The 21164-nt window shown below is 46.2% G+C and carries 26 protein-coding genes, 1 pseudogene and 1 riboswitch; of the genes and pseudogenes, 25 read left to right on the top strand and 2 right to left on the bottom strand.

Features of this window, described 5'->3' with window-relative positions; genetic code table 11:
- Positions 1-27: 27 nt before the first annotated feature.
- Both BXP28_RS16625 and tadA read right to left on the bottom strand, forming a co-directional pair.
- Positions 28-465 (bottom strand): NUDIX hydrolase, encoded by a 438-nt coding sequence (locus BXP28_RS16625; protein ID WP_023484058.1) that lies wholly within the window; start codon positions 463-465, stop codon positions 28-30.
- Positions 466-522: 57 nt separating this feature from the next.
- Complete coding sequence (tadA, locus tag BXP28_RS16620; protein WP_437435899.1) at positions 523-960, bottom strand: tRNA adenosine(34) deaminase TadA; 438 nt, start codon at positions 958-960, stop codon at positions 523-525.
- A 310-nt stretch (positions 961-1270) separates the two neighbouring features.
- Here tadA and BXP28_RS16615 point away from each other — a divergent pair, with 310 nt between their 5' ends.
- The 25 genes and pseudogenes from BXP28_RS16615 to atpD all read left to right on the top strand — a co-directional run bounded on the left by BXP28_RS16615 (position 1271) and on the right by atpD (position 21133).
- The gene (locus BXP28_RS16615; RefSeq protein WP_024092847.1) at positions 1271-1471 is read left to right on the top strand and encodes a hypothetical protein; all 201 of its coding nucleotides are present in this window, start codon (positions 1271-1273) and stop codon (positions 1469-1471) included.
- Between the two features lie 120 nt (positions 1472-1591).
- Positions 1592-1750 (top strand): hypothetical protein, encoded by a 159-nt coding sequence (locus BXP28_RS22890; protein WP_155116284.1) that lies wholly within the window; start codon positions 1592-1594, stop codon positions 1748-1750.
- Between the two features lie 139 nt (positions 1751-1889).
- Complete coding sequence (locus tag BXP28_RS16610; RefSeq protein ID WP_036655691.1) at positions 1890-2168, top strand: hypothetical protein; 279 nt, start codon at positions 1890-1892, stop codon at positions 2166-2168.
- 100 nt (positions 2169-2268) lie between these two features.
- Positions 2269-2457 (top strand): hypothetical protein, encoded by a 189-nt coding sequence (locus tag BXP28_RS16605; protein WP_036655694.1) that lies wholly within the window; start codon positions 2269-2271, stop codon positions 2455-2457.
- A 236-nt stretch (positions 2458-2693) separates the two neighbouring features.
- Positions 2694-3794, top strand: coding sequence for a redox-regulated ATPase YchF (ychF, locus tag BXP28_RS16600; RefSeq protein ID WP_023484056.1), 1101 nt, complete (start codon positions 2694-2696; stop codon positions 3792-3794).
- Between the two features lie 54 nt (positions 3795-3848).
- Positions 3849-4919, top strand: a complete 1071-nt coding sequence (prfA, locus tag BXP28_RS16595; RefSeq protein ID WP_023484055.1) for a peptide chain release factor 1 — start codon at positions 3849-3851, stop codon at positions 4917-4919.
- Positions 4920-4923: 4 nt separating this feature from the next.
- The gene (gene prmC / locus BXP28_RS16590; protein WP_023484054.1) at positions 4924-5805 is read left to right on the top strand and encodes a peptide chain release factor N(5)-glutamine methyltransferase; all 882 of its coding nucleotides are present in this window, start codon (positions 4924-4926) and stop codon (positions 5803-5805) included.
- Positions 5806-5895: 90 nt separating this feature from the next.
- A complete protein-coding gene (gene spoIIR, locus BXP28_RS16585) occupies positions 5896-6594 on the top strand; it encodes a stage II sporulation protein R (protein ID WP_024092856.1) in 699 nt (232 codons plus the stop codon).
- A gap of 15 nt (positions 6595-6609) precedes the next feature.
- Positions 6610-7667, top strand: a pseudogene (locus tag BXP28_RS16580) (L-threonylcarbamoyladenylate synthase).
- A gap of 59 nt (positions 7668-7726) precedes the next feature.
- A complete protein-coding gene (locus tag BXP28_RS16575; RefSeq protein ID WP_036655700.1) occupies positions 7727-8290 on the top strand; it encodes a manganese efflux pump MntP in 564 nt (187 codons plus the stop codon).
- 243 nt (positions 8291-8533) lie between these two features.
- Entirely contained in the window at positions 8534-9127 is a 594-nt protein-coding gene (locus tag BXP28_RS16570) for a low molecular weight protein arginine phosphatase (protein WP_023484050.1), read from the top strand.
- Between the two features lie 122 nt (positions 9128-9249).
- Positions 9250-9330, top strand: a riboswitch (ZMP/ZTP riboswitch).
- A gap of 158 nt (positions 9331-9488) precedes the next feature.
- The gene (rpiB, locus tag BXP28_RS16565; RefSeq protein ID WP_036657297.1) at positions 9489-9947 is read left to right on the top strand and encodes a ribose 5-phosphate isomerase B; all 459 of its coding nucleotides are present in this window, start codon (positions 9489-9491) and stop codon (positions 9945-9947) included.
- Positions 9948-10039: 92 nt separating this feature from the next.
- Positions 10040-10615 carry a TIGR01440 family protein gene (locus BXP28_RS16560; RefSeq protein ID WP_024092861.1) on the top strand — a complete coding sequence of 192 codons (576 nt, stop codon included), beginning with the start codon at positions 10040-10042 and terminating at the stop codon, positions 10613-10615.
- 53 nt (positions 10616-10668) lie between these two features.
- Positions 10669-11916, top strand: a complete 1248-nt coding sequence (gene glyA, locus BXP28_RS16555) for a serine hydroxymethyltransferase (protein WP_023484047.1) — start codon at positions 10669-10671, stop codon at positions 11914-11916.
- A gap of 264 nt (positions 11917-12180) precedes the next feature.
- Positions 12181-12810 (top strand): uracil phosphoribosyltransferase, encoded by a 630-nt coding sequence (gene upp, locus BXP28_RS16550; protein ID WP_023484046.1) that lies wholly within the window; start codon positions 12181-12183, stop codon positions 12808-12810.
- A gap of 16 nt (positions 12811-12826) precedes the next feature.
- A complete protein-coding gene (gene wecB, locus BXP28_RS16545; protein ID WP_023484045.1) occupies positions 12827-13969 on the top strand; it encodes a non-hydrolyzing UDP-N-acetylglucosamine 2-epimerase in 1143 nt (380 codons plus the stop codon).
- 203 nt (positions 13970-14172) lie between these two features.
- Positions 14173-14406 (top strand): AtpZ/AtpI family protein, encoded by a 234-nt coding sequence (locus BXP28_RS16540; RefSeq protein WP_024092862.1) that lies wholly within the window; start codon positions 14173-14175, stop codon positions 14404-14406.
- Positions 14399-14770: an ATP synthase subunit I gene (locus BXP28_RS16535; protein ID WP_023484044.1), complete on the top strand. Its 372-nt coding sequence runs from the start codon at positions 14399-14401 to the stop codon at positions 14768-14770. The genes BXP28_RS16540 and BXP28_RS16535 overlap by 8 nt, the downstream gene beginning before the upstream one ends.
- Positions 14771-14797: 27 nt before the next feature.
- Positions 14798-15577, top strand: coding sequence for a F0F1 ATP synthase subunit A (atpB, locus tag BXP28_RS16530; RefSeq protein ID WP_023484043.1), 780 nt, complete (start codon positions 14798-14800; stop codon positions 15575-15577).
- A 104-nt stretch (positions 15578-15681) separates the two neighbouring features.
- Complete coding sequence (atpE, locus tag BXP28_RS16525; RefSeq protein WP_024092863.1) at positions 15682-15894, top strand: F0F1 ATP synthase subunit C; 213 nt, start codon at positions 15682-15684, stop codon at positions 15892-15894.
- A 101-nt stretch (positions 15895-15995) separates the two neighbouring features.
- Entirely contained in the window at positions 15996-16490 is a 495-nt protein-coding gene (atpF, locus tag BXP28_RS16520) for a F0F1 ATP synthase subunit B (protein WP_024092864.1), read from the top strand.
- Positions 16480-17031 (top strand): F0F1 ATP synthase subunit delta, encoded by a 552-nt coding sequence (locus BXP28_RS16515; protein ID WP_023484041.1) that lies wholly within the window; start codon positions 16480-16482, stop codon positions 17029-17031. The genes atpF and BXP28_RS16515 overlap by 11 nt, the downstream gene beginning before the upstream one ends.
- A gap of 16 nt (positions 17032-17047) precedes the next feature.
- Positions 17048-18565: a F0F1 ATP synthase subunit alpha gene (gene atpA, locus BXP28_RS16510; RefSeq protein WP_023484040.1), complete on the top strand. Its 1518-nt coding sequence runs from the start codon at positions 17048-17050 to the stop codon at positions 18563-18565.
- A gap of 200 nt (positions 18566-18765) precedes the next feature.
- Positions 18766-19623, top strand: coding sequence for an ATP synthase F1 subunit gamma (gene atpG / locus BXP28_RS16505; RefSeq protein ID WP_036655701.1), 858 nt, complete (start codon positions 18766-18768; stop codon positions 19621-19623).
- A gap of 103 nt (positions 19624-19726) precedes the next feature.
- Complete coding sequence (atpD, locus tag BXP28_RS16500) at positions 19727-21133, top strand: F0F1 ATP synthase subunit beta (protein ID WP_023484038.1); 1407 nt, start codon at positions 19727-19729, stop codon at positions 21131-21133.
- Positions 21134-21164: the final 31 nt, after the last annotated feature.

Raw genomic sequence — 21164 nt, 5'->3', positions numbered from 1 at the left:
AAGACCTTCGGGAATATCTGACGGCTTCTAATCCCAGCCGTAACTATCATAGAGTATGCCGTTCCGGAAATTGAGAATAGCTTTTTTTACAAAAGGAACCATGTTATCCGGGAGTTGAAATATCGGTACCCATTTAAGCTCATCACATGTTTCAGGCTCCCTGTTCGTTACTTTCCCTTGCCAACCTGCGGCTGTCAGGAAAAAATCAACCCGGTCTTCCACATCGTGGCGGTGCAGGATTCCAACGAAATCCAAATCTTCAGGAATTAATTTGATGCCCACTACCTCCCGGGCTTCACGCACCATAGCTGCCTTGATTTCTTCTCCAGGGTTCAGGTATCCCGTAACGACACTATACTTTCCATCTTCATATCCCGTATTACACCGTTTTAACAACAAAATGTTGTCTTCTTTAATTAAAAACAGATGGACTGAGCAGTTTACTTGATGATGCAACCAGATCACCCCAATGGAATAAGCTCAAAGCTTTATTTCTTATATGATAGTCTGCCGGGAGGGGCGTTATGATTTATTTCTCAGTTTTCGGAAAAAGGAAGTTAGCAAAGAGGAGCATTCTTCCCGAAGAATTCCGTTTATAACTTCCACACGATGATTAAATCGGTCTTCCTGAAGGAGATTCATTAATGTACCCGCACAGCCTGCCTTGGGATCAATGGTTCCATAGACAACGCGGAGAATTCGGGATTGAACAATGGCACCCGCACACATCGGACAGGGTTCTAATGTGACATACAGGGTACAGTTCAGCAGCCTCCAGGCTCTTAGATACTCACTTGCCTCCCGGATAGCAATCATTTCAGCATGGGCCGTTGGATCCATAGAAGTCTCACGAAGGTTATGGCCCCGGCCAATAATGCGTCCTTCATGAACAATGACAGCTCCTATGGGGACTTCATGAATAGTTTCGGCTTTCAGGGCTTCGGATATAGCTTCTTGCATCCATTGTTCATGTTCTTCCACAGATGCACCTCCCATATAGATTCTACAGTTACCAACATGTGAATAAAGTAGAACGAATATTCGTTTGTTAACAAGCTGTGGACAAAGCTGTGGACAACTTGTTTTTTTGTGGATGAATATCTTCTATATTGTAGTTAATTTGTGGGTAAGAAAGCAAGGAAGAAGAGAGGCAAAGGCAGATGAAAGGAATAGTTTTTTTCTGCTTTGATAAACCTAGCAAAAAAGCCTGTACCAATTGAACGGGTTTCCATATTATATAATAGCTCACTTTAGAAAGGAGGAGAGGAGAGTGTCCTTTAAACCTAATCATTCGGATGAACCGGCCGAGAGGTCCATAAACAGCGGCAACTCATATGTTTTTATAGATACATCCGCTGGTGTTCAAGCTGCTGCCGAAGGAATAGCCCGAATTCTGAAAAAACAAAAGCAAAAACAAGTCGAAGATCAAGAACAGAAACAAATCGGTGATCAACCCTATCGAGGTTTCTAGATTTTTTGCTATCACTCTATCCTGGGCAACCACCTTTTTCTAGGAAAATATCAATAAGCCTGGACCAAGTAGATAAGTTTTCATACTTTATAGTATCTGATAAAGAAAGGGGGAGAAGACATGGGATTCGACAAAGATTCCGTGAATGTGGCCAAAGTGGTAAACAGTGGAAACTCTCATGTTTTTGTGGAAGCTTCGGCTACTACTTCAACCTTTGCAGATGCTATTGCTAAAGCTTTGCAGGTCATAGGAGAAAGCTTAATAGCTGCTAAAGAATAGTTGTCAGGAGGGATGCTAGTTCTACTAGTATCCCTTCTTTTTTAAAAGATTGAATTATTGGAAATTTTGTGTGCGGTATTCCGGGATGAAGCTATAAAGCTCAGAGGAATTTTTTCATTTTAATAAAGGAGGGAACAATGTGTCGGTAAGAATGAATAAAAACGGAAATTCAACTATTATGGTTACCCTCGACTCTACTCCACTCGCCTTTGCCGTCCTCTACATGTGCTATGCTTCCAAACAACTTACAGAAGAGCAGTTTCATCAAGCGGTTCAGCAGTTGTCAGCATTTCATAAAAAAAATATAGAAGAACAGATGGATACTATTCATAGCTATTCTCCCCCTCCTAAGAGTCGACGGATTCATTCTTCTCTTCCTTCTCAACGAAGCCATGGTCTTCCTTCAAAAAAAAGATAGATATAACTCTATTTTCTATAAAGTTAGTAAAAGTGCCTGAATCCATTCTTTGTAATTTTCATAGTATGAAGTATCTGGAAAGGGAAGAGGAAAAAATATTATGGCGCGTAAGCATAATAACAATCATGATGCTAATATTGCCAAGGTAGTAAATAGCGGCAACTCCCATGTCTTTGTAGATGCTACAGCTACGGCTAACGCTTTTGCCGATGCACTTGCGAAATCCTTGCAAAAACAAGACCAAGACCAAGATCAGGATCAAGACCAAGATCAAGATCAAGATCAGTAAACCAAATATATCCTCCCTCAAGAAAGGCCTGCTATAGCTCGCTATGGTGGGCTTTTTTTAGGGGAAATAAGAGTTGTTTATGTTGTTCTTAAAATGCTATTAATTATATTGAATATAAAAGGAAAATAAGGTAATGTGAAAGAGCTATATTTTTTTGGCTAAACTATATATAATAGTATAGATGTGAACTTATTTTTTAAAAGTGGACTTAAGTTACTTAAGGAGTTGTCATATACATGGCTTTAAAAGCGGGGATAGTGGGGTTGCCTAACGTAGGAAAATCCACTTTATTTAATGCAATTACACAAGCAGGGGCCGAGTCGGCTAATTATCCGTTCTGTACGATCGACCCCAATGTGGGAGTTGTGGAAGTTCCGGATGAAAGATTGCAAAAGCTGGCGGACATCGTAGTACCCAATCGTATTGTACCAACCGCCTTTGAATTCGTGGATATTGCGGGGCTTGTTAAAGGCGCCAGCAAAGGGGAAGGGCTTGGAAACAAATTTTTGGCTCATATCCGCGAAGTGGATGCTATCGTTCATGTGGTCCGCTGCTTCGAGGACGAAAACATTACTCACGTGTCTGGCGGAGTAGACCCGATTTCCGACATTGAGACAATAAATCTGGAATTGATCCTTGCGGATCTCGATTCCGTAGAGAAGCGGATTGACCGCACCCGTAAGAATATGAAGGGCGGCAATAAACAGTATGCGGCTGAACTTGAAGTGCTTGAGCGTCTGAAAGATACGCTTTATGAGGACAAACCGGCTCGCAGCCTGGATCTTAATGACGAAGAAAAGCTGCTGATCCGCGACCTCCATCTCCTTACCATCAAGCCCGTACTCTATGCGGCGAACGTAGGGGAGGACGAGGTCTCCGATGCTGAGAGTAACCCGAATGTACAGAAGGTCCGCGAATTTGCGGCTGGGGAAAATGCGGAAGTTGTTCCTATCAGTGCCAAGGTAGAAGCCGAAATTGCAGAGTTGGAGGGAGAGGACAAGGATCTGTTCCTGGAAGAACTCGGTCTTGAGGAATCCGGTCTGAACCGGCTCATCAAGGCGGCTTATAAACTGCTGGGTCTTTATACGTACTTTACTGCGGGAGTGCAGGAAGTAAGAGCGTGGACCATTCGGAAAGGGACAAAGGCTCCACAAGCAGCCGCCGTTATTCATACTGATTTTGAACGCGGATTTATCCGTGCAGAAGTGGTATCTTACGATGATTTGATTAACTCGGGTTCCATGAATGGTGCCAAAGAAAAGGGACTTCTTCGCCTGGAAGGAAAAGACTATGTCGTTCAGGATGGCGACGTGATGCATTTCCGTTTCAACGTTTAAGCATAGATCAAATACAATAAACAACTCACAATAGTAAGGAGTGATCCGAATATGATGTTGGATCGTTTACAGGCTTTGGCGGATCGCTACGAAAAGCTGAGTGAACTGTTATGTGACCCGGATGTTACCAGTGATACTAAAAAACTCCGTGAGTATTCCAAGGAACAATCCGGTCTTCAGGAAGCATACGATACCTATATGGAATATAAGCAAGTATTGGGACAGCTTGAAGCGGCTAAAGCCATGCAGAAGGAAAAGCTCGATGATGAAATGAGCGAGCTTGTCAAAATGGAAATTGAAGAACTGTCCGGCCGCAAAGAGGAACTGGAGGAGCGTCTGAAAATTCTGATGCTGCCAAAAGATCCTAATGATAATAAGAATGTTATTGTGGAAGTACGCGGTGCAGCGGGCGGTGATGAAGCGGCTTTGTTTGCGGCTGATTTATACCGGATGTATAGCCGGTATGCGGAATCACAAGGATGGAAAACAGAGGTGCTGGATGCGAATCTGAATGATCTGGGCGGATTCAAGGAGATTACATTTATGATCAAAGGAAACGGAGCATACAGCAAGCTGAAATACGAAAGCGGGGCGCACCGGGTGCAGCGTATTCCGGTTACGGAATCCGGGGGCCGGATTCATACGTCTACCTCGACAGTAGCCGTTATGCCGGAAATGGAAGATATCGACATCGAGATTAAGGATAGTGATATCCGCGTGGATACTTTCTGTTCCAGCGGTGCCGGAGGACAATCTGTAAATACGACCAAATCGGCGGTTCGTGTTACTCACGTTCCGACCGGTATTGTTGCGACTTGTCAGGACGGCAAGTCCCAAAATGACAACAAGGCGAAAGCCCTTCAGGTCCTTCGGGCGAGAATCTATGACCAGGTTCGACAGGAAGAGGAGGCGAAATATGCAGGCGAACGAAAAAGCAAGGTGGGAACAGGGGACCGCAGCGAACGAATTCGGACTTATAACTTCCCTCAAAGCCGGGTGACAGACCACCGTATTGGATTGACCCTGCACAAACTGGATAGTATCCTTGGCGGAGATTTGGAAGAGATCATTACCGCCTTAACTATGGCCGCACAGGCTGAACAGTTGGAAAAAGGAGAGCAGTAAGGCGATGCCTCATGCGGAAAAAACGATACGAGAAGCCTTTCTGAAGGCTTCTTCTTTTTTGAAGGAACGCGATGTGAAAGATGCGGTCATTTGTACAGAGCTTTTACTGCAGCATTTGTTTGGCTGGGAGCGCAGCACTTTACTGCTCCGGTGGGGAGAGGTTTTCCCTGCATCTTATGAAAATCAGTGGGAGGAACTGGTGAACAGGAAGGCTGGCGGCGAACCGGTTCAATATATTTTGGGGGAGCAGGATTTTTACGGCCTTCCGTTTGAAGTTAATAAAGCGGTACTGATCCCGCGTCCGGAGACCGAACTTCTCGTGGAACGAATCATCTACGAGGGCAAGCGCCTCTTTCCCCAAGGCAGCCCGCTGCTTGGGGATATCGGTACCGGGAGCGGGGCGATCCCGGTGACCTTGGCCCACGCCTGCCCGGAATGGCGTGTGTACAGCTCCGACCTCTCGCCTCTGGCGCTTGAGGTCGCAAGGCGCAACGCCGTCCGTAACGGCGTTGGAGACAGGGTCACCCTGCTGCAGGGTGACCTGTTGCTCCCCTACGTGGAGCGCGGTCTGCCTATTGATATTTTGGTGTCGAATCCACCTTATATCCCAACAGGGGACCTGCCCGCACTGCAACCTGAAGTGCGGCAGTTTGAGCCGCATACAGCTCTGTTCGGCGGTCCGGACGGCCTGGACTTATACCGCCGCATGATGGACCAGCTTGGCAGCCTGCCGAAGCAGCCGGCGCTGGTCGGTCTGGAAGTCGGCATCGGACAGGCGGATGACGTTGCCAATTTGCTCCGGGGAGCCGGAGACTGGTCTTCGGTGGAGTATGTAAAGGATCTGGCCGGCATCGACCGGCATGTCATCGCTCTATCGGCAATCTGATAGATTTGTTTTTCCAACTGTCAGATTCATAGGTTTAGGTCTCCCTTCCCTTGGCCATACTGGTGATAAGGGAAGGGGAGACTGAAGACCATGGTTAAACGGAAATCTTACAGGATTTATATGTATCTTATTTTTGCTGTGCTAGTGATGATGATGTGCTGGGATGCGAACCGGACGAATGCGGCTGTTCTGGGTGCGCCTATCCCCCAGGATTCCATTCGTTTGCGTATTCTTGCAAATTCGGATAAAGCTGCAGATCAGGCGATTAAACGCCGGGTGCGGGATGAGATTGTGGCCGCCATGCAGACATGGGTAAAAGGACCCCATAGCATTGAAGAGGCGAGAGGGATTGTAAAAGATCATTTGCCTGAACTCAGGGAGTTAACCGGGCGTATATTGAAGGAACAGGGATATGATTTTGGATACACCGTCGAACTGGGTGTCGTTCCTTTCCCTACCAAAATGTACGGAAACCGGGTTTATCCTGCAGGAGATTATGAGGCTTTACGGGTCACTCTCGGGGAAGGGAAAGGCCAAAACTGGTGGTGTGTGCTCTTTCCGCCGCTTTGTTTTGTAGATTCAGTCAAAGGGGAGGCCGTGGCCACCGCTGCTGATGGCCAAAGTGGGCCGGTACAAGGTCAGGCTTCCGGGGATATAGGGAAGCGGGCTGATGATCAAACGGCAGCAAAAGAAAGCGGAACCGCTTCAGACGAAAAAACCGAAGTCCGTTTCTTTCTCGTAGAGGTGATCAAATCTATCATAGAATGGATTGCTTCGATATTTAAATAGTTAGGATGAATCGTCATGACCTTGCATTGGAAAATAGACGAAAATGCCGCAACCCCGGCCTCTCTGAAGGCTGTGAGGGAAGCGGCTGCATTGCTTCGGGAAGGAAAAACTGTAGCCTTTCCGACAGAAACCGTATACGGGCTTGGAGCAGATGCTGCTCAAACAGAGGCGGTAAGGGCCATATTCACGGCAAAAGGAAGACCTTCAGATAATCCGCTTATCGTCCATATAGCAGATTGCAAACAGTTGGAAGACCTGGTAAGCGGGGTGCCGGAGGTGTTAGTCCCTCTTATGGATGCCTGTTGGCCGGGTCCGCTTACGTTAATTCTGCCTGTCAGGCCGGATGCGGTCTCTCCTCTTGTTACAGCCGGACTGGATACGGTGGGGATCCGTTTTCCGGACCATCCTGTAGCACTAGCCTTATTAAGGGAAGCCGGGATTCCAATTGCGGCACCAAGTGCTAACAGCTCCGGCCGCCCAAGCCCCACCAAGGCTTCCCATGTGCTTGAGGATCTGGACGGATGCATTGGAGGAATCATAGACGGGGGTGCCGCTGGTGTCGGAATTGAATCTACTGTTTTGCAGTGGAAAGATGGCGTTGTACATGTGCTGCGTCCGGGGGGATTTCATTGGAGCAACTCCAGGTTTTGCTTCCCGGGGTCCCTCTTAGAGAACCGGCTTCCTCTGAGCATGTGGAAGCACCGCGTGCCCCTGGAATGAAATACACCCATTACGCTCCGGCCGGGAAGCTTCTATTGGTTCAAGGCTCTCCGGCATCCCGGGTTCATCAGTGGATGAATGGACAGCTTGCCTTGGCCAAGGGCAGGGGGGAGCGGACAGGAGTCCTTACCTTTGAAGAACACCGGACCTGCTTTGAAGCAGATTATGTATCTGTCTGCGGGAGTCTGGCTAATCCTGATACAATTGCCCGCCGCCTTTATGACGGATTGCGTTCTTTTGACGAACATGATATTACGTATATCCTGGCTGAGACTTGCCCGGAAGAAGGGATTGGTCAAGCGGTCATGAACCGCCTGCTTAAAGCGGCAGGTCACCACATCGTCCAAATCTAGCATGTTTGAGAGATTGTCCGCATATCTTGAAAAAGAATATGTGGACAGGAGGGAAGCCGATGTTGACCGCAACCTCGTATGAGGCCGGGCAGTTTACAACGATCCTCATTATGGCTTTTGTGCTGGGTATGGATGCTTTTTCACTTGGCATTGGTATGGGGATGAGAGGGATTCGCGTCCTCGATATTTTAAAAATCAGCTTTATTATCGGTCTTTTTCATATTTTGATGCCGCTTACGGGCGTTTTTATGGGCCACTATGTCAGCAGCTTCCTGGGACATGTCGCAGCTTCTGCAGGAGGTGCCCTTCTCATCTTGCTTGGAGCGCATATGGTTTATTGTTCTTTCAAGGGGGAATCAGTCCAAACTTTGAATTACTCGTCTATATGGGGGATCTTCGTTTTTGCCTTGATGGTCAGCATTGATTCTTTTTCCGTTGGCGTATCTTTGGGCATGTTTGCCACGGATGTAATGCTTACGGTACTGACATTTGGCCTATTGGGAGGCGCAATGTCTATATTCGGATTGCTTCTCGGAAGACGGGTGGGTACTTGGATAGGTGAATATGGCGAAGCGATTGGCGGAGTAATTCTGCTTGCTTTTGGTCTGAAATTTTTGTTTTAAAAGAAACTATGCCCTAACTTTTATATTTATATTTAAATACCTTCTAGTTGGAATTATATTTCATTAAACACTTTAATCTAAATTATGCAATGACTCAATTGCAGAAGGATAAAGGGAGATTGCTTGGCATTTTTGGTTCCGCATGTTTCCGAAAAGAGTTTTTTTGGCTAAAATAGAAGATAGTTTCTCTTTTTTCCTTAAAGGATACTTATTTATAGAAGCTGTGAAAGGGGGACATGCCCTATGAAGCGTATTCTCTTTATTTGTACAGGGAATACCTGCCGCAGCCCTTTGGCTGAAGGGATATTGAGAAAGCTGGCTGAAGAAAAGGGGCTGGATATAGAGGTCCGCTCGGCGGGAGTATTTGCTGAAGAAGGAAGACCCATCTCTTCTCATTCGGCCCAAATTCTGAAAGAATACGGCCATGAGGAAACCATGAATAGCCGGCAGCTGAACGAACAGGATGTCCAGTGGGCAGACCTCATTCTAACCATGACGATGGGCCATAAAAGCAACGTAGTTTCCCGGCATCCGGAAACAGTAGACAAAATCTATACCCTCAAAGAATTTGTAGAGGATGACGGTGAAGTACGGACGATTATTGAAGAACGTGAAAAATTGATGACCGATATCCAAATTAAGCATTCTCTCTCTCAGGAAATAACTGTTGAAGAGAAGACCCGTATCTTTTTACTGGAAAACCAGTTGCCAAGCTATGATATTTCAGATCCGTTCGGCGGATCGATGCATGTATACAAAGAAACGGCGGAAGAAATCAAAATTTATCTGGAAAAGCTTGTGGCGAAGCTGGACCAGGATAAGCCTGAAAGCGAATAAGAACGGCTTCTGCTGAGAATTGCTTGGAGAAGCCAGTTAATTGGCATTTAAAATTCCGGATTATTGGTTTAGTTTTTTAGGCTTTACAGTCTTCTGTTCGGAAGGTACAATAAATGCAAAAGGAGCCCCGGTGTAACTGGCGACAGGTGGAGCGAACCACATGGAAGCACCGGGGAATACGGCCGGTCGCCTGGGCAAAGAGCAGCAGCATGCAAGTGAAGCATGCCGTCTGCTCTTTTTCGTTTTCCTTCTGCCCCCACGCTTGTTAACAAAGATTCAGGGACAAGGATTTTCCTATGCCGGGTTTGTTTAGGGTATAATACTAATACATGCTTATATTTGAACAAAGGAGGGGATTATGTTGAAATTAGCCTTAGGAGCCGACCATGCCGGTTACCGGCTAAAAGATGTGCTGATTCCGTTTATTGAATCTTTGGGACACGAAGTGGTGGATCTGGGGTGCAGCTGTGATAGTTCGGTTGACTATCCGGATTATGCATTGGAAGTATGTGATCATGTCATTTCAGGGATAGCGGACAAAGGGATCCTGATATGCGGGACCGGTATTGGTATGAGCATAGCTGCCAATAAAGTGCCCGGTATACGCTGTGCACTTGTTCACGACCTTTTTTCCGCACAGGCAACCCGTGAACATAATGATTCCAATGTACTCGCTATGGGGGAACGTGTAGTGGGGCCGGGCGTGGCTCAGGAAATTGTACGGATCTGGCTGGAAACGGAATTTTCCGGTGGAGAACGCCATGCCAACCGTGTAGGAAAAGTGAAAGCAATTGAAGAAAAGTATGCCATACATCCGTAAGAAGCAGTGATGACTTTGGCCTATTTAAAGTTCCACATTCCTACCTTTTAAAGAACAGGGTTACATAAAGAATCGAAGGCAAGGTGAAAATCGTGGTACAGAAAGAAACTACCGCCATAATAGCTGCTGTGAAAAAGGTTTTAACCGAGCTTATTGAGGCAGGAGGGCTGCGTAAGGGACAGTTGGTAGTGTTCGGCGTAAGTACAAGTGAGGTAATGGGCAAGCATATAGGAACAGCCGGAACTTTGGATGCCGCCAAACAAATCTACACGGGGGCTTCTGAGGTGGCCCGGCAGTATGGACTGCACCTTGCCTTTCAATGCTGTGAGCATTTGAACCGGGCTCTTGTTATAGAAGAGGATGTAGCAGAACGATACGGTCTGTACCCTGTCAGCGTAGTTCCTGTTCCCAAAGCGGGAGGTTCTATGGCTGCTTATGCTTACCGCCAAATGAAACGGCCCTGCGTGGTGGAACAGATAAAGGCTCATGCGGGTATAGATATTGGCGATACTCTTATAGGCATGCACTTGCGCCCCGTTGCTGTTCCGGTTCGTCCTTCAATCCGTTTGATTGGTGAAGCTCACGTGACAATGGCTTACACACGGCCCAAGCTGGTTGGTGGAGCCCGGGCGGTCTATACAATTGGGGATGAAACTTGCCTGGGCTAATCCGAAAAATGTGTTGAAATGAATTCAATCATTAATCATGGGGAGGAAACAAGATGAGCAAATTAGCCAAGCAAGATCCGAAAATTTTAGAAGCTATGAATTTAGAATTGAGACGCCAGCGCGACAAAATTGAGCTGATCGCTTCCGAAAACTTTGTGAGTGAAGCTGTTATGGAGGCAATGGGTACAGTCCTGACCAACAAATATGCGGAAGGATACCCAGGCAAGCGTTATTATGGCGGTTGTGAATGTGTAGATATCGTAGAAGGTATAGCGCGCGACCGTGCAAAAGAACTGTTTGGTGCCGAACATGCCAATGTCCAGCCTCATTCCGGCGCCCAAGCTAACATGGCTGTTTATCTTGCGGCTCTCAAGCCGGGCGATACGGTTCTTGGTATGAATCTTTCCCATGGGGGACATTTAACCCACGGAAGTCCGGTCAATGCATCCGGTATTTTGTACAACTTTGTTGAGTATGGAGTGTCTGAAGAAGATTTCCGCATTGACTATGATAAAGTGCGCAAGCTGGCATTCAAACATAGACCGCGCCTTATCGTGGCGGGAGCCAGTGCATATCCGCGTACGATAGATTTTGAGGCACTTGGCAGAATTGCCCAGGATGTAGGGGCGTTGTTTATGGTGGATATGGCCCATATTGCGGGACTTGTAGCCGTCGGCCTTCATCCAAGTCCGGTCCCTCATGCCCACTTTGTGACAACCACAACCCATAAGACTCTGCGTGGTCCCCGGGGAGGCCTGATTCTATGCAAGAAGCCTTGGGCTGCCGCCATCGATAAGGCGGTATTCCCGGGTACCCAAGGAGGACCGCTCATGCATATTATTGCAGCCAAGGCGGTAGCTCTCGGCGAAGCCTTGCAGCCGGAATTTAAGACGTATGCCCGGAATGTCATCGACAATGCAGCTGTACTGTCACAGTCTTTGCAGGCTGAGGGGCTTCATGTAGTATCCGGTGGTACAGACAACCATCTGATTCTGATTGATCTGCGCAATCTGAACATTACAGGCAAAGAAGCGGAACACATACTTGATGAAGTGGGCATTACCGTGAATAAAAATGCTATTCCTTTCGATCCGACCAGCCCGTTCATTACAAGCGGAGTCCGGATTGGAACACCTGCTGCCACTTCCCGTGGAATGGGTCGGGAAGCCATGAAAGATATCGCCCGTATCATTTCACTGACTTTGAAGAATCCTTCTGATGAGACGGCTTTGGAAAAAGCCAGGGCGATGGTGAATGAACTGACTTCCCAATATCCTTTGTACGAAGGATTGTCCTATTAAAAAAAGAGTAGAGACCGGCTGTTTTCCAGCCGGTTTTTTTATTTGGGAAATTGGGTTACTTTCATACGGACATTCCTGTCTTCCCAAAGTTGGCCAACCGGTTTCCCTTTTTGTAAAAAAAGGGGGTTTTTGTATACAGGGGTGTCGGAAATGGGGAGGATAAGTTAGATAACATATGATATAATATACGGGATTATTTGAAAGATGGAATGAAAATATCCTTTAAGAGACATCTGAGAGAAGAAGAACACAGGAGGAATATGCATGGGAAAAGTATTTGTGTGTGATCATCCGCTCATCCAACATAAACTGACATACATACGCGACGAGAACACGAAAACCAAAGATTTCCGGGAGCTGGTAGATGAAGTCGCTACTTTGATGGCGTATGAAATTACAAGAGATATTTCATTGGAAAATGTAAAGGTGAAAACCCCGGTTGCAACTGCTGACGCCAAGGTCATTTCCGGCCGGATGCTCGGTCTGATTCCTATACTACGTGCAGGACTCGGAATGGTGGAGGGAGTTTTGAAATTAATCCCGGCCGCAAAAGTGGGACATGTGGGCCTTTATCGTGATCCGGAAACACTTCAACCTGTCGAATATTATGTGAAACTGCCGACGGATGTTACGGAAAGAGAACTTATTGTAATTGATCCGATGCTGGCTACAGGCGGTTCGGCAAATATGGCGATTGAAGTGTTGAAAAAGAGAAACTGTTCGCAAATTAAACTGATGTGTCTCATTGCCGCTCCGGAAGGTGTGGAAGCTGTTCAAAAGGAACATCCGGATGTAGACATTTACGTGGCAGCAATCGATGATTATCTGGATGATCACGGATATATTATCCCAGGGCTTGGAGATGCGGGCGACCGTTTATTTGGTACGAAATAAAGTAGGAGGACATCTCATGAAGCGCTTAAAAGTAATTACAATTTTTGGCACAAGGCCTGAAGCCATCAAGATGGCTCCTTTAATTCTGGAATTAAATCAACATCCAGAACATATTGAATCTTTAATTTGCGTAACAGCCCAACATCGGGAGATGCTGGACCAGGTACTGGAGCTTTTCAAGATTCAACCTGATTTTGACCTGAATGTAATGAAGAACCGTCAGACGCTGAATGAAATCACCATTCGTGTGTTACAGGGACTGGAGCCTATATTCCGTGAAGCCCAGCCAGATCTGATTCTGGTTCATGGGGACACGCTTACTACATTCCTTGCCAGCTATGCGGCATTTATGCAAAAAATTAAGGTGGGCCATGTGGAGGCTGGTTTGCGTACGTGGAACAAGCTTTCTCCTTATCCGGAAGAGATGAACCGTCAGCTGACAGGGGTTCTGGCGGATCTGCATTTTGCTCCTACTGGCTGGTCGGCGGGGAATTTGCGCAAAGAAAATAAAAATGAAGGTCAAATTTATATAACCGGAAATACAGTAACGGATGTGTTCCAGTACACTGTGAAAAAAGACTTCCATCATCCGGTATTGGAGTGGGCAAAAGGGAAAAGAATGATTTTGATGACAGCCCATCGCCGGGAAGCTCAAGGAAAACCGCATAGACAAATTTTCCAAGCTGTGAGAAGAATCGCAGATGAGTTTGACGATGTCGTGGTAGTATATCCTGTACATCCTAGCCCAGCAGTAAAAGAACCTGCATATGAGATCCTAGGAGATCACGAACGAATCAAGCTGATTGATCCGCTTGATGTTTTTGAATTCCACAACTTCTATCCTCATACCCATATGATCTTAACGGATTCCGGTGGGCTGCAGGAAGAGGCGCCTTCATTTGGCGTACCGGTTCTGGTATTGCGGGACACCACTGAGCGGTCGGAGGGAGTGGAAGCTGGCACTTTGGAACTCGTAGGTACCGACGAGGAGAAAGTGTACGAAAGCACAAAGGCTCTTTTGACAAATGTATCCAAATATGACCGAATGAGAGAAGCGGTCAATCCGTACGGAGACGGTCAGGCCTCTAAACGGATCGTCCAATCCATTCTCTATGATTTCGGTTATATTTCTGATAGGCCAGAACCGTTCCATCCGTGACAATATATTGACAAAACATGAAAGTATACAGTTATGGTGTTTGGTTTGAAGAACAAGAAAACCTTGATAAATAAGGGTTTTCCTGTTCTCCTTCCATTTGAACGTTCTACAGGAATGAATTGACAAAAGGAAGATGGCTTGGATAAAATAATGTAGGATTGGTGTGACGCAAATCACAGACATTCTTTTAAGGTGGAATTATTTTGAAAACGCCTAACTCTAACCCTAATCCGTGGAAGGCCGCCGGGTTAGTCAGTGCCATGGGGTTGGACATAGCCGCTTGCACATTGTTTGGTTATTGGATTGGACGCTATTTCCATCTGCATTTTGGCTGGTCGAAAAACTGGATATTGGGCGGTGTTTTTACCGGATTTTTCATCGGAATAGCCACTGTAATAATACTGCTCAAGAAGTTCTTGGAGGACTCAAATGAATGATTACCTTAAGACCGCCATGCGCTTCGCTCTCTTTTTCCTGAGCATCTGTTTGCTTACCTGGGCTTTATCGGTCCCGCTTAGACCATATGTGGCCGGACTGATTCTAGGAGTTTCAGTCAGCTTGTTCAATGCTTACCTGCTAAAGCGGAGAATCGAAGTAATCACCTTGTACAGCTTGCAGAACAAAGGGAAAAAGGTTAGTCTGGGGTTTGTGACCAGAGCTTGTTCCGCTTTGCTTGCCGTTATGATTGCTGTCAAGTATGCCGGACAAATTCATCTAGTTACCACCATTATCGGATTATTCCTTATACAGCTTTTCATGCTGTTGATTGGTATTTTATCCAACAAAGGATATAAAGCGTAGTGCATGGAAAGGGGTGAATGAAGGAAAATGCATAAATTTCCAGTTCTAGAAATCGGCGGTTTAAATATTGATATTTCTACGTTCTTGGCTATTATTATCAGCTGCATTATCGTATTTGTTTTAGCAAAACTGAGCGTCAGGAATTTATCAGTAGACAATCCGTCGAAGCTTCAAAACTTCATGGAGTGGGTCGTCGAATTTGTACACAATTTGATAGCCAGCACCATGCCTTTAAAACAAGCCAAGACCTATATCTCACTTGGTATGACCTTGATTATGTTCATCTTTGTTTCCAACCTGTTGGGTCTTCCGTTTGGAATTGTAACCGAACATCATGAGCCTCTTACGGTTGCAGGACATAACATCGTATCTGAACAAACTATCCAGGAAGCTGTTGCAAAAGGAAAAGAAGGTGTCGAAATCGCTTGGTGGAAATCACCTACAGCTGATTTGTCCGTCACATCCGGACTCGCCGCCATCGTATTCTTCCTAGTCCATTTCCTGGGTCTAACACGCAATACTAAACATTATCTGAAACATTATTTCCAGCCGTTCTGGTTCTTTTTCCCGCTCAATCTTATTGAGACGTTGGCTAAACCAGTTACTCTGGCCCTTCGTTTGTTTGCCAACATTTTTGCGGGAGAGGTTCTAATTGCTACGATTCTGATGGCAGGAATATTTGGTACGCCTCTGCTTATCGCATGGCAAGGTTTCAGTATCTTTGTCGGTGCCATCCAGGCCTTCTTGTTTACGATTCTGACTATGGTATACATTGCGGATTCCACCAAACACGAAGAAGGACACTGATTCTCTGTTGCAAATCGAAACTGACCGGGGTTACCTGCTTCGGCAGATTAGAGAACTTATATTTATTTTGAAAAACTGAAGAATGTTTAAGGAGGAACATATTCATGGAATTTTTAGCAGCAGCTTTAGCTATTGGATTAGGCGCTATCGGCGCAGGTGTGGGTAACGGTTTGATCGTAAGTAAAACAGTAGAAGGTATCGCTCGCCAGCCTGAGCTTCGCGGTGCCCTGCAAACTACGATGTTTATCGGTGTTGGTATTGTTGAGGTTGTTCCGATCATCGGTGTCGTACTTGGTTTCCTAATGTTCTTTAAATAACCATAGCCAAGGTTGGGCGGGGAAGGCCTGTGCCATCCACGCCTTCGTTTTGCTTTAAGATGAATTCAAATCCGGTTTAGGTCTGGAAAGGAGTGGAATGAATGTCTTGGCATTGGGAATCGTTTGTGTTTGCGATTTTTGCCTTTGCAATTTTATATTGGCTTTTAAATAAATATGCGTTCGGCCCATTATTCGGCATTATGGAAAAACGCGCGGAACTGGTTCAAGAACAGCTTAAATCAGCTGAAACTAACCGTACGCAGGCAGAGCAGCTGGTAGCAGAGCAAAAAGAGGCTATCCAGGAAGCGCGCAAGGATGCTTACAATATTGTCGAACAGGCTAAACAGGCCAGCACACGGCAAGCGGAAGAGATCGTACACAAAGCCAAAGAGGATGCTTCCCGCATCAAGGAAGAGGCTGTACGTGATATTGAAAGCGAAAAGAACAAAGCTATTGCTGCCCTTCGCGAGCAAGTCGGCGATATGTCCGTGTTGATTGCCTCGAAGGTTCTTGAAAAAGAAGTCGATGCAGGCGAGCAGCAAAAACTTGTGAACCAATACCTCAAAGAGGTAGAGGGGGACAAGTATGAACAATGATATCGTTGTTGCTAAACGTTATGCCAAAGCACTTTTCGAAGTAGCCCAGGAGCAAAACACAGTTTCCCAAGTGGAAGAAGAGCTGAAAGTAATGGTCGAACTGATTCAGGGTGATAGGGAATTGGATGCTTTTCTAAACCATCCCAACGTGGAATCGGATGTGAAAAATGACGTTCTGCAAAAAACATTGGAAGGGAAAATGTCCGCCCCTGTTCTGAATACTTTAAAATTGATGGTATCCAGAAAACGGATAGGCATTTTGCCTGTTTTGCTCCATGACTTTGTAGATATCGCCAACGAGAAACTTGGCAGGGCAAATGCGGTGGTGCATACACCATTTGCTCTTAATCCGGAACAAGAAAAAGATCTCATCGATTATTTCGCTAAATTAACTGGTAAGACCATACGTTTAGAAACTGTTCTAGATTCAAGTCTTATTGGCGGTGTTACTGTCCAAATCGGAGACCGTGTATATGACGGCAGCTTGAAAGGTAAGCTGGACCGTTTACAAAAATCATTGAAACAAGCTCAATCACTGTAGATAGGGGTGAGGTTCGTTGAGTATCAGACCTGATGAAATCAGTACGCTGATTAAACAGCAAATTGTTAACTATAAATCAACTGATTTGGACGTAGTTGATGTAGGAACTGTTATCCAGATTGGTGACGGTATTGCCCGCGTTCACGGGCTGGAAAATGCAATGGCCGGCGAGCTTCTTGAGTTCTCTAACGGCGTTATGGGTATGGCGCTGAACCTGGAAGAAAACAACGTGGGTATCGTTATTCTGGGGCCGTATACAGACATTCGTGAGGGAGACCAAGTAAAGCGTACCGGACGCATTATGGAGGTTCCTGTTGGTGAAGAGCTTCTTGGCCGGGTAGTGAATCCTCTGGGTCAACCACTTGACGAAAGAGGCCCGATTGAAACGAAGCAATATCGCCCTATTGAGTCTCCGGCTCCTGGAGTTATGGCCCGTAAATCGGTTCACGAGCCTATGCAGACAGGAATGAAAGCCATTGACTCCATGGTCCCGATCGGACGCGGCCAACGTGAGTTGATTATTGGCGACCGCCAAACCGGTAAAACCAGTATTGCCATTGACACGATTATTAACCAAAAAGGCAACGGCATGAAGTGCGTATACGTAGCTATCGGACAAAAACAGTCCACGGTAGCAAATGTAGTAGAAACCCTTCGCCGCCATGGCGCTCTGGATTATACTATCATCGTAACAGCAAGTGCTTCCGAGCCTTCCCCGTTGCTTTATCTGGCTCCTTATGCCGGCTGCGCAATGGGTGAGTATTTTATGTACAAAGGCGAGCACGTTTTGGTTGTGTATGACGACCTGTCCAAGCAAGCAGCTGCATATCGCGAACTTTCCCTGCTGCTCCGCCGTCCGCCGGGCCGCGAAGCTTACCCAGGGGACGTTTTCTACTTGCATTCCCGTCTTCTTGAGCGTGCAGCTAAATTGAATGATGAACTGGGTGGAGGTTCTTTAACCGCCTTGCCGTTCATTGAAACACAAGCGAATGACGTATCTGCGTATATTCCGACTAACGTAATTTCCATTACAGACGGACAGATCTTCCTGGAATCCGACTTGTTCTACTCCGGTCAGCGCCCTGCGGTTAACGTAGGTAACTCTGTATCCCGGGTAGGGGGTTCGGCGCAGATCAAAGCAATGAAGAAAGTTGCCGGTACCCTGCGTCTGGATTTGGCTCAATATCGTGAGCTTGCCGCCTTCTCGCAGTTCGGTTCGGATCTTGATAAATCGACGCTTGCCCGTTTGAACCGTGGTGAACGTACACTCGAAATTCTGAAACAGGGTGTGAATGAACCTCTGCCGGTTGAAAAACAGGTAGTTAGTATCTATACCGCTGTCAAAGGATTCCTGGATGATATCCCAGTTGTTGATGTGATGCGTTTCGAAAAAGAATTCCTCTCTTTCATCGAAAGCAACAAGCCGGAAGTGCTTGAAAATATTCGGGAAACCAATGACCTTACTAGCGAAAACGAACAAGTGTTACAAGATGCCATTAATCAGTTCAAAAAAGGATTCGCACCTTCCGAATAAGATAAATCGGTGTTGATCTTGCTCCCGCAAGCTCAACCATCATCGTGAATTATGCAAAATGCTAATGCAGAAAAAGCGAAATAATAAACGGTTTTTATATATATACGCAGTGCTTACGAGAAGTTAGTTTCGCTTTGCGAAACAAGGTAATGCTACGAAGTAGTTTTTGCTAACGCAAAAACTTTAAGGTGGTGAAAAAGTTGGCTGTATCCATGCGCGATATTAAGCGTCAGATCAAAAGTATCCAAAATACGAAGCAAATCACCAAAGCGATGGAGATGGTCGCGGCATCTAACCTGAGGAAAGCTCAGGAAGCGGCACAATCCTCCAGACCTTATGTGGAAAAGATCAAAGAGTTTGTCTCTGGCATTGCCGCCGGAACATCAGGGTTTAAGCATCCTATGCTGGACAAAAGACCAATCAAAAAGACGGGCTATCTTGTAATAACTTCCGACCGCGGGCTTGCCGGCGGGTTTAACTCTAACTTGCTTCGTAAATTGATGAATACTTTTAACACCAAGCATGCATCCAAGGACGAGTACGCGGTATTTGTAGTAGGACGAAAAGGCAGAGACTTTCTCAAAAGACGCGGTATTCCCATCGTAGAAGAAGTAACGGGATTGCCTGATAATGTCAATTTTTCTGACATTAAATCCATTGCCAATGCTGCGGTAACGATGTTCGCAGAAGGCGAATTTGATGAATTGTATCTCGTATATAATCAGTTCATTAATGCAATTTCCCAAGTTCCTGTAGAAAAACGTTTCTTGCCGCTGGATGATGTGACAGAAGACGCTACAACAATCAGCTATGAATATGAACCGTCTCCGGAAGGTGTACTGGAAATTCTTCTTCCAAGATATGCTGAGACTCTGATTTACAGTGCGGTATTGGAGAGCAAGGCCAGCGAATTTGGGGCTCGGATGACAGCTATGGGTAGTGCGACGAAGAATGCGACGAAGATGATTTCCAACCTTACCCTTACCTATAACCGGGCACGACAAGCTGCCATTACTCAGGAGATTTCTGAGATTGTGGCTGGCGCCAATGCTCTGTAGGATGGACCAGTCCCGGCCTGCAAACGGTTGGGTATCGGGTCAAGACCTAGTACCGCTTATGAAGAAAGCTTTTCTTTAGGAAGAGCTCTTAGGAGGGAAAACGATGAACAAAGGACGCATTGTGTCCGTTCAGGGACCGGTTGTTGATATCGAGTTCGAACGCGGACATTTGCCTGATATTCTAAATGCAATTACCATTGAGAAAAAAGCAGAATCGGCTAATGAAGTAGGTATCCATCTTACGGTAGAAGTTGCACTTCAATTAGGGGATAATCTTGTTCGCTGTGTAGCTATGTCTTCTACCGATGGTTTGGTACGCGGAATGGAAGTCGTGGATACCGGAGCCCCGATTATGGTTCCTGTAGGCCCATCTACACTTGGCCGTGTATATAACGTGTTAGGGGAACCAATTGATGGAGATGGAGAAGCTGATCGTACTTTGACTTCTCCGATTCATAAACCAGCACCCGAATATAGTGATCTGACTACTCAAGCTGAGATGCTGGAGACAGGAATTAAGGTTGTCGATTTGCTTGCTCCTTATATGAAGGGTGGTAAAATCGGCCTTTTCGGTGGTGCCGGTGTAGGTAAAACCGTTACCATGCAGGAACTTATTCATAACATCGCCCAGGAACACGGCGGTATCTCTGTATTTGCCGGTGTAGGCGAGCGTACCCGTGAAGGGAACGACCTGTACCATGAGATGAAAGATTCTGGTGTTATTGCAAAAACTGCGATGGTGTTCGGTCAGATGAACGAACCGCCAGGTGCCCGTCTTCGCGTGGCTCTATCCGGTTTGACAATGGCTGAGTATTTCCGGGATGAAGAAGGTAGGGACGTTCTTCTCTTCATCGATAATATCTTCCGCTTTACCCAAGCGGGCTCCGAGGTATCCGCACTACTGGGACGTATGCCTTCTGCGGTTGGTTATCAGCCGACTCTGGCAACCGAGATGGGGCAGCTTCAAGAGCGGATTACCTCTACCAAGAAAGGTTCGGTTACATCCATTCAGGCGATTTACGTGCCTGCGGATGACTATACAGACCCGGCTCCAGCTACGGCATTCGCCCACTTGGATGCGACGACTAACTTGGAGCGGAGTATTGCTGCAAAAGGTATCTTCCCTGCGGTAGATCCTCTTGCCTCCACTTCCCGTATCCTTACTCCACAAATCGTCGGAGAAGAACATTACGAAGTGGCTCAAGGCGTGAAAGAGATCCTGCAGCGTTATAAAGAACTTCAAGACATTATCGCCATCTTAGGTATGGATGAACTGAGTGAAGAAGATAAAATTACCGTTAACCGTGCCAGAAGAATTGAACGTTTCTTGTCTCAGCCTCTTCACGTTGCAGAACAGTTCACTGGTATCAAAGGTATCTATGTCCCCGTTAAAGAAACTGTACGGAGCTTTAAAGAGGTGCTTGAAGGTAAGCATGATGACCTTCCGGAAGCGGCTTTCATTAACGTGGGTACAATCGAAGAAGCAAGAGAAAAAGCCAAAACGCTGTAATTCAGCAAGCATGCTGTCATCGCTTGCCCTA

The sequence above is a fragment of the Paenibacillus larvae subsp. larvae genome (genome assembly GCF_002003265.1).
Classification (GTDB): domain Bacteria; phylum Bacillota; class Bacilli; order Paenibacillales; family NBRC-103111; genus Paenibacillus_H; species Paenibacillus_H larvae.
This window is presented reverse-complemented; position numbering and strand designations above follow the sequence as displayed.